This is a genomic window from Exiguobacterium sp. s132, from assembly GCF_018617235.1.
Lineage (GTDB): Bacteria > Bacillota > Bacilli > Exiguobacteriales > Exiguobacteriaceae > Exiguobacterium > Exiguobacterium profundum.
This window is the reverse complement of the sequence record NZ_JACSJU010000001.1, coordinates 1,184,195-1,201,097: the sequence shown is the minus strand read 5'-3', so window position 1 is coordinate 1,201,097 and position 16,903 is coordinate 1,184,195. Positions and strand designations below refer to the sequence as shown.

The 16,903-nt window shown below is 47.5% G+C and carries 15 protein-coding genes; 14 read left to right on the top strand and 1 reads right to left on the bottom strand.

The window, feature by feature from the left end; translation table 11 throughout:
• Positions 1 to 14: 14 nt before the first annotated feature.
• The 14 genes from KNO78_RS06160 (at position 15) to coaE (ending at position 16,361) form a co-directional block, all read left to right on the top strand.
• A complete protein-coding gene (locus tag KNO78_RS06160) occupies positions 15 to 569 on the top strand; it encodes a FadR/GntR family transcriptional regulator (protein WP_196430904.1) in 555 nt (184 codons plus the stop codon).
• 14 nt (positions 570 to 583) lie between these two features.
• Positions 584 to 1,438 (top strand): acetyl-CoA carboxylase, carboxyltransferase subunit beta, encoded by an 855-nt coding sequence (gene accD, locus KNO78_RS06155; protein WP_074037903.1) that lies wholly within the window; start codon positions 584 to 586, stop codon positions 1,436 to 1,438.
• Positions 1,431 to 2,366, top strand: coding sequence for an acetyl-CoA carboxylase carboxyltransferase subunit alpha (locus KNO78_RS06150; protein WP_074036513.1), 936 nt, complete (start codon positions 1,431 to 1,433; stop codon positions 2,364 to 2,366). Before accD ends, KNO78_RS06150 begins: the two co-directional genes overlap by 8 nt.
• Positions 2,367 to 2,526: 160 nt before the next feature.
• Positions 2,527 to 3,495, top strand: coding sequence for a 6-phosphofructokinase (pfkA, locus tag KNO78_RS06145; RefSeq protein WP_012726720.1), 969 nt, complete (start codon positions 2,527 to 2,529; stop codon positions 3,493 to 3,495).
• A 93-nt stretch (positions 3,496 to 3,588) separates the two neighbouring features.
• Positions 3,589 to 5,331, top strand: a complete 1,743-nt coding sequence (pyk, locus tag KNO78_RS06140; protein WP_074036515.1) for a pyruvate kinase — start codon at positions 3,589 to 3,591, stop codon at positions 5,329 to 5,331.
• 67 nt (positions 5,332 to 5,398) lie between these two features.
• The gene (locus KNO78_RS06135) at positions 5,399 to 5,863 is read left to right on the top strand and encodes a DUF441 domain-containing protein (protein WP_012726718.1); all 465 of its coding nucleotides are present in this window, start codon (positions 5,399 to 5,401) and stop codon (positions 5,861 to 5,863) included.
• Between the two features lie 184 nt (positions 5,864 to 6,047).
• Positions 6,048 to 7,160 carry a citrate synthase gene (citZ, locus tag KNO78_RS06130; RefSeq protein WP_159562532.1) on the top strand — a complete coding sequence of 371 codons (1,113 nt, stop codon included), beginning with the start codon at positions 6,048 to 6,050 and terminating at the stop codon, positions 7,158 to 7,160.
• Between the two features lie 99 nt (positions 7,161 to 7,259).
• The gene (gene icd / locus KNO78_RS06125; RefSeq protein WP_031423152.1) at positions 7,260 to 8,528 is read left to right on the top strand and encodes an NADP-dependent isocitrate dehydrogenase; all 1,269 of its coding nucleotides are present in this window, start codon (positions 7,260 to 7,262) and stop codon (positions 8,526 to 8,528) included.
• Positions 8,529 to 8,549: 21 nt separating this feature from the next.
• Complete coding sequence (gene mdh / locus KNO78_RS06120; protein WP_159562531.1) at positions 8,550 to 9,482, top strand: malate dehydrogenase; 933 nt, start codon at positions 8,550 to 8,552, stop codon at positions 9,480 to 9,482.
• Positions 9,483 to 9,665: 183 nt separating this feature from the next.
• Positions 9,666 to 10,367 (top strand): response regulator transcription factor, encoded by a 702-nt coding sequence (locus KNO78_RS06115; RefSeq protein WP_031423155.1) that lies wholly within the window; start codon positions 9,666 to 9,668, stop codon positions 10,365 to 10,367.
• A complete protein-coding gene (gene pnpS / locus KNO78_RS06110; protein ID WP_214690727.1) occupies positions 10,364 to 12,091 on the top strand; it encodes a two-component system histidine kinase PnpS in 1,728 nt (575 codons plus the stop codon). The genes KNO78_RS06115 and pnpS overlap by 4 nt, the downstream gene beginning before the upstream one ends.
• A 207-nt stretch (positions 12,092 to 12,298) precedes the next feature.
• Entirely contained in the window at positions 12,299 to 14,893 is a 2,595-nt protein-coding gene (gene polA, locus KNO78_RS06105) for a DNA polymerase I (protein WP_214690728.1), read from the top strand.
• Between the two features lie 21 nt (positions 14,894 to 14,914).
• Complete coding sequence (mutM, locus tag KNO78_RS06100; protein WP_214690729.1) at positions 14,915 to 15,742, top strand: bifunctional DNA-formamidopyrimidine glycosylase/DNA-(apurinic or apyrimidinic site) lyase; 828 nt, start codon at positions 14,915 to 14,917, stop codon at positions 15,740 to 15,742.
• Positions 15,743 to 15,755: 13 nt separating this feature from the next.
• A complete protein-coding gene (gene coaE / locus KNO78_RS06095; RefSeq protein WP_012726710.1) occupies positions 15,756 to 16,361 on the top strand; it encodes a dephospho-CoA kinase in 606 nt (201 codons plus the stop codon).
• 13 nt (positions 16,362 to 16,374) lie between these two features.
• Here coaE and KNO78_RS06090 read toward each other — a convergent pair whose 3' ends face one another.
• On the bottom strand, positions 16,375 to 16,857 hold the full coding sequence (locus tag KNO78_RS06090; RefSeq protein ID WP_196430899.1) for a site-2 protease family protein: 483 nt from the start codon (positions 16,855 to 16,857) through the stop codon (positions 16,375 to 16,377).
• Positions 16,858 to 16,903: the final 46 nt, after the last annotated feature.

The following is a 16,903-nucleotide window of genomic DNA, read 5'->3' as shown; positions in this document are numbered from 1 at the left end:
AGTTGAACGGTCAGATGCATGAAAAACACGCATCCTCATTTCACGGAAACATTTCAAAGATTAGAAAATTAATTGTCCAATCGTCTTTAGTTCCAGGTGATCGGCTTCCATCCGAACGAGAGCTCGCCGAAACGCTGTCCATTAGCCGCGCTTCGGTTCGCGAAGCGTTACGAGCGTTGAGCTTTTTAGGCATCGTGGAGACGAGACATGGTGGTGGTACCTTTTTGTGTGAGCAAGACCGACATCGGTACATTGAGATATTGTCGGAGTTCATTGTGACCAAACAGACGAAAGCGACCGATATTATTGAGATGCTTCGACTATTGGAGCGCATGGCGTTTTCAGAAATTGAACCGACTAAGGAACGACTGGCTCTATTAGAAACGGTGATCGAAGATGATCGAACGTTTCGCCAGCAACTCATCTTTCAGTTGAAGAATGAACTGTTCATTCGAATTTGGAGTGAGGTCAATCGCTTTTTTGACGGATTAGACGTTGGGGATTTATATACGCTCGAGGAACGGAAACGATTTGTCGAGACGTGGCGTGGAATGGGGATGCCGGAATGAACGAGGGGGAAGCGATGACTGCTTTTTTCAAGAAACCGAAACGATATATGCCATTGCGTCAACGAGAACCAAAGATTGACGCACCACAGGGATTGATGACGAAATGTCCATCTTGTAAATATATGCATTATACAAAACAGTTGAATGAGAACCACAAAGTATGTGATTGCGGCTATCATTTTCCGCTTCAGGCGCAAGAACGGATTGATATGCTTGTCGACGAAGGGTCTTTCGAACGCTTTGCGGGACCGTCTGTCAAGGCGAATCCACTCGACTTCCCTGACTATGAGGAAAAGTTGACGAAAGATCGTGAGCGGACCGGGATTGAAGAGGCCGTCGTATGTGGAAAGGCGACAATCGACGGACTACCACTCGTTGTCTGTGTGATGGATGCGAGATTCCGTATGGGGTCGATGGGTGCATACGTTGGAGAAGCGATTGCTTCGGCTGTCCGAAACGCCACATCACTCGGGCTTCCAGTCGTCTTGTTCACAGCATCAGGTGGGGCTCGGATGCAAGAAGGAATGGTCAGTTTGATGCAGATGGCCAATACGTCCATCGCTCTAAAAGAACATGACGAAGCAGGACTGCTGTACATCGCGTATTTGACTCATCCGACGACAGGTGGTGTGTCAGCGAGTTTTGCGATGCTCGGCGACTTGAACGTCGCAGAGCCGGGAGCGCTCATCGGGTTTGCAGGACGACGAATCATCGAACAGACGATTCGGGAAAAACTTCCAGAGAACTTTCAAACTGCTGAGTTTTTACTTGAGTCAGGGCAGCTGGATGCGGTCATTCATCGTGAACAGATGCGTTCGTTCTTGAAGAGGATGATTGAATTACACGATGGGGGTGTCCGTCATGTTTGACCCAATCAAAGAAGTCACTGAACAGCTGAATAAATTACGGGAGACCGCTGAGACGAAAGGGATTGATTTATCCCGAGAGATTCGTCATCTCGAGTTAAAGCTCGACCGATTAGAAAAAGATATTTATGGGAATATGAAACCGTGGGATCGCGTCCAGTTGGCGCGAAACCCGAAGCGACCGACAACGCTCGATTATATCCAGCATTTATTCCCTGACTTCATGGAACTCCATGGGGACCGACATGGGTATGACGATGCGGCAATCGTATCTGGACTTGCGACGTTTGAAGGAGTGCCGGTGACGATTATCGGACATCAGCGTGGGCGAAACACGAAAGAGAACATGAAACGGAACTTTGGTATGCCGCACCCGGAGGGCTATCGAAAAGCATTGCGTTTCATGAAACAAGCCGAAAAGTTCAACCGTCCTATTTTGACATTCATTGACACGAAAGGGGCTTATCCGGGGAAAGCCGCAGAAGAGAGAGGGCAAAGTGAAGCGATTGCCCGTAACTTGTTTGAGATGGCGACGCTGAAAGTGCCCATCGTCTCCGTTGTCATTGGAGAAGGTGGTTCAGGTGGTGCGCTTGGGATTGGTGTATGCGACCGTCTATTGATGCTTGAGAATAGTACGTACTCAGTCATCTCGCCAGAAGGTGCAGCGGCACTATTGTGGAAAGACGCGAAACAAGCAGAGCGTGCGGCAGAGACGATGAAGATTACAGCACAAGATTTATTCAACCTAGGGATTGTCGATGAAGTGGTAGGAGAAGTGTATGGGGGGGCACACGTTGATGTGTCACTACAGTCGTCACTCTTGAAACCTGTCTTATTACAGCACATGAACGAGTTGCTTGCGCAATCGACTTCTGAGCTGATTCAAGGACGTGCGACCAAATATCATCAAATTGGCACAATTAATGAGTGAAAACGGTAACAATGGCTTTGAATAAAGCTTTATTCATTCATCAAGTGACTGCTTTGTGAGATACCCTGTGCATTTTTTTCACATACTTGTGTTGTAAAACAAAGGTCAGACGTGGTATTTTATTTTCAGATTTCGTTAAAACACATAAGAGGTGAGCGACGTGAATTTAAAACGTATTGCGGTATTAACAAGCGGAGGAGACGCTCCTGGAATGAACGCTGCTGTCCGTGCCGTGACCCGAAAAGCAATTTTTGAAGGTCTTGAAGTGTACGGCGTGTATAACGGCTATCAAGGATTAATCGAAGGTGATTTAGTCGAATTAAATCTTGGATCAGTCGGCGACATCATTCAACGTGGAGGTACGTTCCTTCGCTCTGCGCGCTGTCCTGAATTCAGAACAGAAGAAGGTCGCGCAAAAGCAGTAGAACAGTTGAAGAAATTCAATATCGATGCCCTCGTGGTCATCGGTGGAGACGGCTCTTATCGCGGAGCTCAAAAATTGACTGAACTCGGATTCCCAACAATCGGCCTTCCGGGTACAATCGATAACGATATCCCAGGAACAGATGCGACAATCGGTTTCGACACAGCACTCAATACAGCGCTTGATGCGATCGATAAGATTCGTGATACGGCGTCATCACATGAACGTACGTATGTCATCGAGGTCATGGGTCGCGACGCTGGTGATATCGCGCTTTATTCTGGTCTCGCTGGTGGTGCTGAGTCGATTCTCGTCCCAGAACGTCCAGAGGATTTGAATGCAATCGTGGAACGAATCAATCACGGGATTGCACGCGGTAAGAAGCACTCGATCGTCATTGTTGCTGAAGGTGCGGGAAGTGCAGAAGAAATCGGCAAATTGATTGCTGAGAAGACGAACTCAGAAACACGCGTCACGATTCTCGGTCACATCCAACGTGGTGGTTCCCCAACTGCCGCTGACCGTGTCCTTGCAAGTCGTATGGGTGCATACGCTGTTGAGATCTTGCTTGAAGGGAAAGCGGGCCGCGTTGTCGGAATCCGTAACAACCAGATGATGGATCTTGATATCGATGAGGCGCTCGACAATAACAAGCACACGATTGATATGCAATTGATTGACCTCGTTAACCAATTGTCGATTTAAACGATTTTGTATGTTGCAGAGACGGGATACGGTCCAAGGCCCCCCGTTTTCTGTTTGTAAGTTGCACTATATCCCCTAGGAGGTTTTTATATTATGCGTAGAACGAAAATTGTATGTACCATTGGACCGGCTTCTGAGAAGCGTCTTCCTGAGATGATCGAAGCTGGGATGAACGTTGCCCGTCTCAACTTCTCACACGGTGACTATGAAGAGCACGGCGCTCGTATCCGTGACATCCGTGAAGCGGCGAAAGCAGCGGGTAAAGTTGTCACTGTTCTTCTCGACACAAAAGGTCCAGAGATCCGCACGCATACATTCGAAGACGGTAAGGCACTTCTTGAAAAAGGCAAAGAAGTCACAATCGTCTCAACGGAAGAAATCGTCGGAACGAAAGATCGTTTCTCTGTGACGTACGAAGGACTCTACGATGATGTGGAAGTCGGTTCACACATCATGCTCGACGACGGTCTCATCGGACTCCGTGTCGTTGAAAAGCTTGATAACCGTGATCTCCGTTGCGTCATTGAAAACGAAGGAATCATCAAGACGAAGAAAGGTGTTAACTTGCCAAACGTCAAGGTAAACCTTCCTGCCCTCACGGACAAAGACATCGCGGACATCGAGTTCGGGATCTCACAAGACATTGACGTGATTGCAGCATCATTCGTACGTCGTGCATCTGACGTAGTTGAAATTCGCCAACTTCTCGAGAAACATAACGCATCACACATCAAGATTTACCCGAAAATCGAGAACCAAGAAGGTGTCGATAACATCGAAGAAATCTTGGCAATCTCTGACGGTTTGATGGTAGCCCGTGGGGACCTCGGAATTGAAATCCCGACAGAAGAAGTGACACCAGTTCAAAAAGAACTCATCAAGAAGTGTAACGATCTCGGGAAGCCGGTCATCACAGCAACGCAAATGCTTGATTCAATGCAACGTAACCCGCGTCCGACACGTGCGGAAGCATCAGACGTAGCAAACGCAATCTTGGATGGAACAGACGCAGTCATGCTTTCTGGTGAAACAGCTGCAGGGGACTACCCAATCGAATCTGTTCAAATGCAAGCTGCAATCGCAGAGCGTACAGAACGCATGCTCGACTACAAAAACTTGTTGAAAGATCGTCAGAAGCGCAGTGAGCACACAGTGACGGATGCGATCTCTCAAGCGGTTGCGCACACGGCAATCAACTTGAACGCCAAAGCAATCTTGACACCGACACAATCAGGTTATACGGCTGCTCGTACAGCGAAGTATCGTCCTGAAGCGAACATCATCGCGGTGACAGAATCGGAGCGCGTTGCGCGTCAATTGAACCTCGTATGGGGCGTATACCCAATCGTTGCTGAAACAATGCCGAACAACACGGATGAAATGTTGGTTCAAGCATCGGAAGCGGCACGTCACGCTGGATTCGTCACTGACGGTGACCTCGTTGTCATCTCAGCTGGTATTCCTGCGGCGACAGCTGGTACGACAAACATGATGAAAGTCCACATCGTTGGTCACGCTCTCGCAGACGGGCGTGGAATCGGTGAGCGCGGTGTTGTTGGAGAAGTCGTTGTCGCGAAAAATGCGGATGAAGCAAATGCAAAAGCGAAAGACGGCATGATCCTTGTCGCACCATTCACAGATAAAGAAATGATGCCTGCGATCGAAAAAGCGGCTGGAATCATCACAGAAGACGGCGGATTGACGAGCCATGCTGGGATCGTTGGACCATCACTTCGCAAGCCAGTCATCGTAGGTGTTGATGCAGCGACAGCATCGCTTCGTGACGGTCAGATGATTTCAATCGACCCACTCACAGGTAAAATCTACAACGCATAATTGAACGACAATCGAACCGGCCTTCTACAAAGGTCGGTTCTTTTTCCGTTCGAAGAAAGGAATACGTATGAGTGCATATCTATTTTTATTGATGCTTGTCTTAATCGGTGTCATTTCAAATAACCAATCTGTCATTATCGCAAGTAGCGTCTTGTTGATCATCAAAGCAATCGGATTCGGAGACCAGTTATTTCCGACACTTGCATCGAAAGGAATCAGCTGGGGTGTGACAATCATTACGATCGCAGTTCTCGTCCCAATCGCGACCGGCGATATCGGGTTTAAAGAATTGTGGAATAGTATTAAAGGGCCGGTCGGGATTGTCGCATTTGCCTCAGGGATGTTCGTTGCCATTGCTGCGGGGCAAGGTGTACAACTGATGCGTGTCGACCCGGTCGTCACCACGGCACTCCTCGCAGGTACGATTCTAGCGGTTGGATTCATGAAAGGGATTCCCGTTGGACCGCTTGTCGGAGCTGGTATCGCGGCATTGATTTTAGGTGGATATCAAGTCATTGAAAAATGGTTTTGATATTTTCTGACAACTGAAGCCGCTTACATTTCTTTTTTGCAATAAATTGTTTATACTATATAAAGGACAGGGTAAACGGAGACTGGGTGAATGCAGGGGAACAACCCGTCCCGTATCCTTATTCCCTATAAACAGACTGTTTTTACGGTCGACCACTTTATACAAGACTGAGGGGGAGTTATGAATGTCAACGACAAAAGGGTTAGAAGGTATTGTGGCAGCAGCCTCAAAAGTCAGCTCAATTATTGACGGACAATTGACTTACGGAGGATACACCATTGATGATTTAGCGGACAACGCCACATTCGAAGAAGTAGTGTTCTTATTGTGGAACGACCGCTTACCAAATGCAGAGGAATTGACAGCGCTCTCAGATGCGCTTGTAAAAGAAGCGACATTGCCTGAAGAGGTGATTGATACGTTAAGACGTGCACCGAAATCAGCCAATGCAATGGCGACGATTCGTACGGCACTTTCACAACTCGCTCTATATGATGAGGAATCTGAAGACATGAGTGACGAGGCCAACATGCGTAAAGCGATTCGCCTACAAGCACAAGTCGCTACAATCGTGACGGCATTCGCCCGTCTTCGTAAAGGGGAGCAGCCGGTCGCACCGAAACCAGGTCTTTCTTACGCTGCGAACTTCTTATACATGCTAAACGGTGAAGAGCCGAGCGATGTAGCAGAAAAGACGATTGATAAAGCGCTCATCTTACACGCAGACCACGAGTTGAATGCTTCGACATTCACTGCTCGCGTTTGTGTAGCGACGCTCTCGGATATGTACTCAGGTGTCACGGCGGCCATGGGGGCACTCAAAGGGCCACTTCACGGTGGTGCGAACGAAGCGGTAATGAAAATGTTGCACGAGATCGACTCGGTCGACCGTGTTGAAGAATATGTTCGTGGCAAATTCGAGCGCAAAGAGAAGATCATGGGCTTCGGTCACCGCGTTTACAAGGATGGCGATCCACGTGCGAAACATTTGAAAGAAATGAGCCGTCAGTTGACTGCTCAAATCGGCGAACCGAAATGGTATGAGATGTCTGAGAAAATCGACCATCTTGTCGAAACGGAAAAAGGTTTGAAACCAAATGTCGATTTCTATTCAGCTTCAACTTATTATGCGCTCGGTCTCGAAGAAGATCTATTCACACCAATCTTCGCCGTATCTCGTATGTCTGGCTGGATTGCGCACATTCTCGAGCAATATGCGGATAATCGCTTGATTCGTCCACGTGCGGAATATGTCGGTGAAACGAGCCGTAAGTATGTTCCGGTAAACGAACGTTAATTCGAGACACATTTTAGACAAAAGTTTGGTAAACTAACAAGTGACGTAGGTCGGCGCACGCGTCGACCTACAGTAATGTACTTAGGGGGATTCATTATGTTGACACAAGGACAAAAGATTACAGTTGAAAACGGTGTATTGAACGTACCAAATGTACCGACCGTACCATTCATTATCGGTGACGGAACAGGTCCTGACATTTGGAATGCGGCTGTTCGCGTATTTGACGCTGCGGTTGAAAAAGCATATGGCGGCGACAAGAAAATCGAATGGATGGAAGTATATGCTGGGGAAAAAGCATATAACGAAAAAGGCGAATGGCTCCCAACAGAGACACTTGATCAAATTCGTGAGTACTTGATTGCCATCAAAGGACCACTTACGACTCCGGTCGGTGGAGGAATTCGTTCATTGAACGTCGCACTTCGTCAAGAACTCGATTTATATACATGCCTTCGCCCAGTTCGTTACTTCACAGGTGTTCCATCACCAGTAAAACGTCCTGAAGATACAGACATGGTCATCTTCCGTGAAAATACTGAAGATATCTATGCTGGAATCGAGTACGCTTCAGGAAGCGATGAAGTGAAAAAACTCATCAAATTCTTGCAAGACGAGATGAATGTCAACAAGATCCGTTTCCCAGAAACATCAGGAATCGGAATCAAGCCAGTTTCTTCTGAAGGAACAGAACGTTTGGTTCGTGCAGCAATTGAATATGCGATTGCGAACAACCGTAAATCTTTAACGCTCGTCCACAAAGGGAACATCATGAAGTTCACAGAAGGCGCCTTCAAAAACTGGGGTTATGCACTCGCTGAAGCGGAGTACGGTGACAAAGTGTTCACATGGGCACAGTATGACCGTATCAAAGAAGAATCTGGTGAAGCAGCTGCTAACGAAGCTCAGTCGAAAGCGGAAGCTGAAGGGAAAATTATCGTCAAAGATTCAATCGCTGATATCTTCCTCCAGCAGATTTTGACACGTCCACGTGAGTTCGACGTTGTTGCGACGATGAACTTGAACGGTGACTACATCTCAGATGCCCTTGCTGCTCAAGTAGGTGGAATCGGGATTGCACCTGGTGCGAACATTAACTACATCACAGGACATGCGATTTTCGAAGCGACACATGGTACAGCTCCGAAATACGCGGGTCTTGATAAAGTAAACCCATCTTCAGTCATCCTTTCAGGTGAGATGATGCTCCGCCACATGAACTGGAACGAAGCGGCTGACCTCATCATCAACTCAATGGAGAAAACGATCGCTTCGAAAGTTGTCACATACGACTTCGCACGTCTCATGGACGGAGCGACAGAAGTGAAATGTTCAGAGTTCGCGGATGAATTGATTAAAAACATGTAAGACGACCGAGGAGGAGAGCTCATGATTCGTCGTAACAAAATTTCTGTTATTGGAAGTGGCTTCACCGGTGCAACGACTGCACTGTACTTGGCTCAACGTGAGCTAGGGGATGTCGTACTGCTCGATATGGAAGAAAAAGTAGGACCGACGAAAGGGAAAGCGCTCGACATGCAAGAAACGGCACCGATTCAAGGGTTTGATTCGTGGGTCACAGGTACGTCTGATTACGCGGACACGGCCGATTCCGATGTGGTTGTCATTACCGCGGGAATCGCGCGCAAGCCGGGGATGAGCCGGGACGACCTCGTCGCAACGAACGCAAACGTCATGCGCTCGGTTGTGAAAGAGATTGCCCGTTACTCTCCAGACGCCATCCTGATCGTATTGACGAACCCAGTAGACGCCATGACGTACGCGGCGTTCAAAGAATCAGGGTTCCCGAAAGAACGCGTCATCGGTCAATCCGGTGTATTGGATACGGCTCGCTTCCGAACGTTTGTGGCACAAGAGCTGAATGTTTCTGTCAAAGACGTATCCGGATTCGTCCTTGGAGGTCATGGAGACGATATGGTGCCTCTCGTACGCTATTCTTACGCTGGAGGCATTCCGCTCGAAAAACTCATCCCACATGAGCGAATCGAGCAAATCGTCGAACGGACACGAAAAGGTGGCGGCGAGATTGTCCAACTACTGGGCGATGGCTCGGCGTATTATGCGCCAGCCGCTGCCATCGTGGAGATGGTCGAGGCGATTGTAAAAGATCAGCGTCGAATCTTACCGGCCATCGCATACCTTGAGGGAGAGTACGGATTCCATGATTTGTATCTTGGCGTCCCGACGATTCTTGGTAAACATGGAATTGAGCAAGTGTTAGAGCTCGACTTGACGGATGAAGAAAAAGCAGCGCTATCGAAGTCTGCGGATTCTGTCCGATCGGTATTAAGCGTCTTATAAGTTTGAGGTGCTTCCTGTCATGTTGCAGGAGGCACCTTTTTTGCGCCTTCTCTCTTATCGAACATGCTACACTGAAAGTGGATTTGTTTTGTTTTTGTAAAGATTTGCTTTGAGGTTGGTCGTTTCAAGCATTGATTTGTAAAATAGAAAGTGACATTTGATGGTTTAAGAGGAGGAAGCAGTGTGGCTGATAAAGTAATTGTTGTCGACGATGAAGTATCGATTGCGACATTATTGAAATTTAATTTAGAACAGGCTGGCTTTGAAGTAGAGACGGCGCACGATGGCAAAACCGGATTGGAATTGGCTGAGAAAAAGGACGCCGTGCTCATCGTGCTCGACTTGATGCTGCCGGAGATGGATGGACTTGAAGTGTGCAAACGACTCCGTCAGCAAAAAGTCAATACACCGATTTTAATGCTCACGGCAAAAGATGATGAGTTTGACAAAGTATTGGGGCTCGAGCTCGGAGCGGACGATTATTTGACGAAGCCGTTCAGCCCACGTGAAGTAGTCGCGCGCGTCAAAGCGATTCTTAGACGTTCTGCCCCGCAAGAATCGGCGGTTGAAGAGGACGTCATTCAAATCGGAGATGTTAAAATCGTCGCTTCAAACTACGAAGTGTTCAAGCAAGGGGAGCGCCTCGAGTTGACGCCGAAAGAATTTGAATTGTTAGCCTATTTGGCGAAAAATAAAGGACGCGTGTTGACGCGAGATCAATTATTATCGGCCATTTGGAATTATGACTTTGTGGGTGATACCCGGATTGTTGATGTCCATATCAGTCACCTTCGTGAAAAAATTGAACCGGTAACGAAGAAACCGACCTATATTAAAACGATTCGCGGTCTTGGCTATAAGATGGAGGAGCCGACTTCGGAATGAAGACGTATCGCTCTAGATTTATGACGACTCTCATTTTTCTTGTCACCGGTGTCTTGCTGACGCTCGGGATTGTCCTTGGGCAGCTCTTCAAAGACTTTTATCTGGATTCAGAACGAGATCGTCTAAAAGAAGATGCTCAATTGGCAGCCCTCTACCTCGAGGGAGGCGAATTGGACGAGATTCGTGAGTATGTCGGTCAAATTGATGACGGAAGCAGCTTTGATATTCTCCTTCTCAATAGTCGGATGGAGGTAATCGCTGGCACGCCGTTTCGCGTCGGGTCCATCGATTACAAAATTGATCCGAATATGGTCCCTGAGGAAGGGACGTTCGGTGAAGCGGATGAGGATGAGTTGATTCAATACACAAAACCGATCGAACTTGCGACGGGTGGGACAGTCTATTTAACATTCATCCGTTATGTATCGGATTTAGAAGGGGTGTACAATCGCATCTGGTTGACGATTGCCCTCGCGCTCTTCTTCTCCTTCTTCATAATTTTATTCGTGCTCCAACATTTGACGAATCAATTTATTCGACCAATCGATGAGGCGACGATTGTCTTGCGGGAACTGGCGGACGGGAATTATCGGGCCCGTGTGTATGAACTCAGAAATGATGAAGAGACCGGTAGCCTAGCAGGGTCAATCAACGTGCTTGCCCGGAATTTGGAGTCGATTTCTCTCGGGGAGTCCGTACAACGGGCGAGACTCGAATCGTTAATCGAGTATATGGGGGCGGGTCTTCTGCTCGTCGACGAGCGTGGGATCGTCACGTTGGTCAACCGTTCTTACCGTGAGATGTTCCAATACGATGATTTATCGATCGGACAGTTTTATCACGGGATTCTACCGAGTCCAGAAGTTGAAACACTGATCGAAGACGTCTATCTGACGGAGGAGGTCCATCGCCGGCAATTATCGATTCGAACGGGTTTCAATCAAAAAACGTATATGGTATCCGCGGCACCGATTTTCAGTGATACCGGGATGCTTCGCGGCACGACGTTGTTGTTCAACGATATTACAGAACTGAAGCGACTTGAGAAGATGCGGAAAGACTTCGTGGCGAACGTCAGCCATGAGTTGAAGACACCGCTCACGTCCATTCGTGGGTTTAGTGAGACGCTTCTGGATGGGGCGAAAGAAGTCCCGGAACTTCGAGACCAGTTTTTAGACATCATCCAAAAAGAAGCGACGCGGATGCAGATGCTTGTTGAGGATCTCCTTGAATTGTCGAGATTGGAGCGGGATGACTTCCAAATGGAGTTGGTGTCCGTCGATCTGAATCAGCTCGTCGATGAGGTCTGCCTCCTGCTTAGTCAAAAGGCGAGCAAGAAGTCGATTCAGCTAGAAGCGAAACACGAGGGGACGGTCGTCTTGCAAGCGGACCTGAACCGAATGAAGCAAGTCATCATGAACTTGGTCGCCAACGCCATCAACTATTCACCAGAAGGAAGTCGTGTCGAAATCGCCGTGGAAGCAAAGGCAGATTCCTATAAACTTCGCGTCAAGGACAACGGAATCGGGATCGCCGAAAAAGAAGTGAGTCGTATCTTTGAGCGCTTCTATCGTGTCGATAAGGCAAGAAGTCGGAACTCGGGTGGAACTGGCCTCGGACTCGCCATCGTGAAACACATCATCGATTTGCATCATGCCACGATCGACGTAGAGAGTGAGGAAGGCAAAGGAACGACGTTTACCATTACATTCCCTCGGGTTTAACAATGACTTTATCGTTCGTTCATATTTACTTTACAAAACCTTGCTATCCTATGAATGAGACCTCTTCATCATCTCGTGACTCGATCGGTGCTCATCTCCACACGATCGAGAATTTGGCCCTTTTCTATTCGTAGAAAAGGGCCTTTTTTTTCGAACGCATGTACCCGTATGGTATGATGGTTGAAGAGAAGAATGGAGGTCGATTGAATGAATAAACTACTAGTCCTTGATGGGAACTCCTTAACATATCGTGCGTTTTTTGCACTGCCTCCGATGTCGGATGCGTCAGGTCGGAATACGAATGCAGTGTATGGGTTTACGATGATGTTATTGAAACTAATGGAAGATGAGCAACCGACTCATTTTGCTGTGGCGTTCGATGCGTCAAAGAAAACGTTCCGTCACGATACGTTCGCGGAATACAAAGGTGGACGTCAAAAGACACCGGGAGAATTGCGTGAACAATTTCCGCTCGTGCGTGACGTTTGTCGGGCGTTTGGCATCTCTGTCTTAGAGCTTGACCAATACGAGGCGGATGATATCATCGGGACGCTCTCAAAAGACCCGACCTTTGATCAGGTGACGGTTGTGACGGGGGATAAGGATTTACTTCAATTGATCAATGAACGTGTGACGGTCTATTTGACGAAACGAGGCATCACCGAAGTTGAGAAAATGACCGTGACCGCGTTCAAGGAACGCTACGACGGACTACAACCGATTCAGATGATTGATCTAAAAGGATTAATGGGAGATAAATCCGACAACATCCCTGGTATTCCAGGGGTCGGGGAAAAGACGGCACTGAAGTTGATTGCCACATATGGTACCGTCGAGGCCCTTTACGAACATACGGATGAGTTGAAAGGGAAGCAAAAGGAAAAAGTAGAGGCGAATGAACAAGAAGCGAAAATGTCGAAACAGTTGGCGACCATTTACACGGATGTACCGATTGATGTGACGATGGATGAACTTCTCTTTAAGCCATATGACGCTTCGGTCGTCAAAACGTTATTTATGGATTTACAGTTCAAGTCACTCATCGGCAAACTGACGGATACCTCTTCAGAAGAACCGGTTGAAAAAGCGGTACGACCAACAATCGCGTTGGCCGATCAAGATTTATCGCGAGCTGTGTTAATACTTGAACAGCTGCATGATGATTATTTTGAAGAAGACGTGATTGGAGTGGCGATCGCGTCGGAACGAGGTGTCACGATTGGAGATGTGACGCTTCTTGAGGACGAACGGGTCAAGGAATGGATCGAAGACGAGACGAAGACGACGATTTGTCTCGATGCGAAGCAGACAATTATTCAATTGAAACGTCACCAATTGGCACTGCGTGGGTATGAAGACCTGCTTGTCGCAGGGTATTTGCTCAACCTATCTGGTGGGACGTCTCTCAGCTCGATTGCTGCACACTTTACGTATCCTCTTGAGGAAGATGAAACGGTCTACGGAAAAGGTGCAAAAATCAAGGTGCCGGAAGAGAATGTTTTTCATGCACATCTCGGAGAAAAGGCGTACGCCATCTATACATTGTTTGAACGTGTAGTTTCGGAGTTGAAAGAGAATGAACAGACAGAACTCTATGAGGCGCTTGAAAAACCACTCGTCTCCGTATTGGCCGAGATGGAGTGGGCTGGTATCCTCGTAAATGTCGAAACGCTTCAACATATGGAAACGGACCTGCGTGAACGTCTAAATGCACTTGAGGTCACGATTCATGAATTAGCCGGCGAACCGTTCAACATCAACTCACCGAAACAGTTAGGGGTCGTATTATTTGAAAAACTGTCACTCCCTCCTGTGAAAAAGACGAAAACGGGATACTCAACGGCAGCGGATGTCCTCGAAAAATTGGCACCGCTTCATCCGATCATTGAGAAAATCATGCATTATCGTGAACTTGGCAAACTTCAGTCCACGTATGTCGAAGGCTTGCAGAAAGTCGTGAAGGATGATGGCAAGATTCATACGCGTTATACACAGACGCTTACTCAAACGGGACGGCTTTCGTCGGTTAACCCGAACCTTCAAAATATTCCGATTCGATTAGAAGAAGGGCGTCGCATCCGTAAAGCGTTTACCGCGAGTGAACCGGGATGGGTACTTTATGCGGTCGATTACTCTCAAATCGAACTGCGCATCATGGCACATATGTCACAAGATGAGAAGATGATGGCAGCCTTCCTTCACGATGAGGATATTCATACGTCGACGGCGGCGAACGTGTTTAAAGTTTCCACTGAAGAAGTTACGTCACTCATGCGTCGTCAAGCAAAAGCCGTCAACTTCGGAATCATCTATGGCATCAGTGATTATGGACTCTCACAAAACCTAGGGATTACACGGAAAGAAGCGCAGACCTTTATCGATACGTACTTTGAACAGTTCCCTGGGGTGAAGACGTTCATGGATGCCGCGATTGAACGGGCACGTGAACACGGGTTCGTCGAGACGATGTTGAAACGACGCCGGAACATCCCGGACATCCATTCTCGTAATTTCAACTTGCGTGGGTTTGCTGAACGTACCGCAATCAACACACCGATTCAAGGAACGGCAGCGGACATTATAAAAAAAGCGATGATTGATGTCGATCATGCGTTAAACACGTCAAAACTTCAATCTAAGCTGTTGTTACAAGTACACGATGAATTGATATTCGAAGGTCCGGCCGAAGAGATGGAAGCATTAGAGAAACTCGTGACCGAAGCGATGGAACATACGGTCACACTTGATGTCCCGTTACGTGCGGACGGAGCGGTTGGAACGACATGGTTTGATACGAAATAAACGGATAGAAAGGAAATCAGTATGCCAGAATTACCAGAAGTCGAAACGGTCTGTCGTAGGTTGCGACCTGCCGTTTCAGGAAAAACGATTCAGTCTGTCGATGTCCTCGACCCTAAAATTATCCGCGGGCTCGACCCCGAAGAATGGGTTCACCATTTGATTGGAGAAACGATTACGGATGTGGAACGTCGGGGGAAATTCATCTTATTCAAATTGACGAACGGGTATCTCGTCTCCCATCTTCGCATGGAAGGGAAGTTTTTCCCTTATGACTCCATTACAGAACCGGTAAAACATACACATATCGTGATTACGTTTACGGACCAATCGACTCTACACTATAATGATGTCCGTAAATTCGGTACGATGGAGTTGCGGACGAATGAAACGATTCATACCACACCACCGCTCTCATTACTTGCGTACGAGCCGTTTGACGAGCGTGTGACAACCGAGGTGTTACACCGACGTTTAGAGCGCATGAAGACACGCGCGATTAAGACCGCCCTCCTCGATCAGTCCATCTTTGTTGGATTAGGTAACATCTATGTAGATGAGACGTTGTTTCGTGCGGGTGTCCATCCGACACGACCGGCCGCAAGTTTGTCACATGAAGAAGTCGACCGTGTGCGGACTGAAGCCGTTGCTGTCTTGACTGAGGCTATTGAGCGTGGAGGTAGTACGATTCGCAGTTATGCCAATCCAGATGGCGCCACAGGAACGTTTCAAGAGAGGCTCTACGTATATGGACAGACCGGAGAAGCGTGCCGCCGATGCGGACATGAAATTGAAAAGATGAAATTGGGCGGGCGAGGTACGCATTACTGTCCGCACTGTCAACAACGTTAAGGGGTGGACGTGTATGTTGAAGATTGGATTGACTGGTGGAATTGCAACCGGGAAGTCTACGGTATCGCGACTGTTTCGAGAACGAGGCATTCCGATTATCGATGCCGATTTGATTGCAAGGACGGTCGTTGAACCAGGAGGAAAGGCGATTGAAGGGGTAAGGGCTGCATTTCCAAAATGTTTTGTGGGCGACGTGCTGAACCGTCCTGCGCTCGGTCGGGAAATCTTCCATGATGAAGCAAAACGTCAGCAATTGAATCAATTGATGCATCCAGCGATTCGAGAAGAAATGAATGAGCAAATGCGAACGTATGAGGCATCGGGGGAACCTGTCGTCATTTTTGATATTCCGTTACTGTTTGAAGGAACGATGCTCGATCTGGTTGATTATTCCGTCGTCGTCTATTGCCGTGAAGAGATTCAACTGATGCGTCTCATGGAACGGAATGGATTGACGAAAGAAGAGGCGTTAGCCCGTATTCGTTCACAGATTCCAATTGAAGATAAAAAGCACCAGGCGGATTTCCTCATAAACAATAATGGGGCATTAGGGGACCTTCCTCCACAAATCAATCGTCTGGTCGAACAGTTTCAAACGATACAAAAAGAAGGCGACTGATATCGCCTTCTTTTTAGTTTAATGGATCGGATTCTGGAGACCCTTTTTTCCATGTATCATAAATCGCACGTCCATCACTAGGATGACCGTTCGAATAATAGATGGGATAGAGTGAGAAGAAGATATAGTAGAACGAGAAATAGGCGAACTGATACGTATAGAGTGTCGGTTCAATATCTCGTCGAAGAATGAACGCGTTGACGATTAAGATGCTCGCTAAATTGAAAATGGCTCCACCGCCATAGACTAGCGTACGGGTGACCTTGTTGCTCCATTTTAAATCAGTGAACTGGCACCATGCATCGTAAAAATAAACACGATTTACTTGTAAACGACCTACTTTAAACATTTTCTTCCCGGTACCGATTTGCATATCGAGTGAGCCACCGAACAACTTTGCGAAGAAGAAGTGACCAAGCTCATGAATTAACGTCACAATCGGTAAAATGATAAAGAACGAAATAAAGAATTTATCGATATCTCCCCAATCAAACATCATGACGCCTCCTTTCTCTTGTCTGTTACGCCAAGAAATTTCCCTC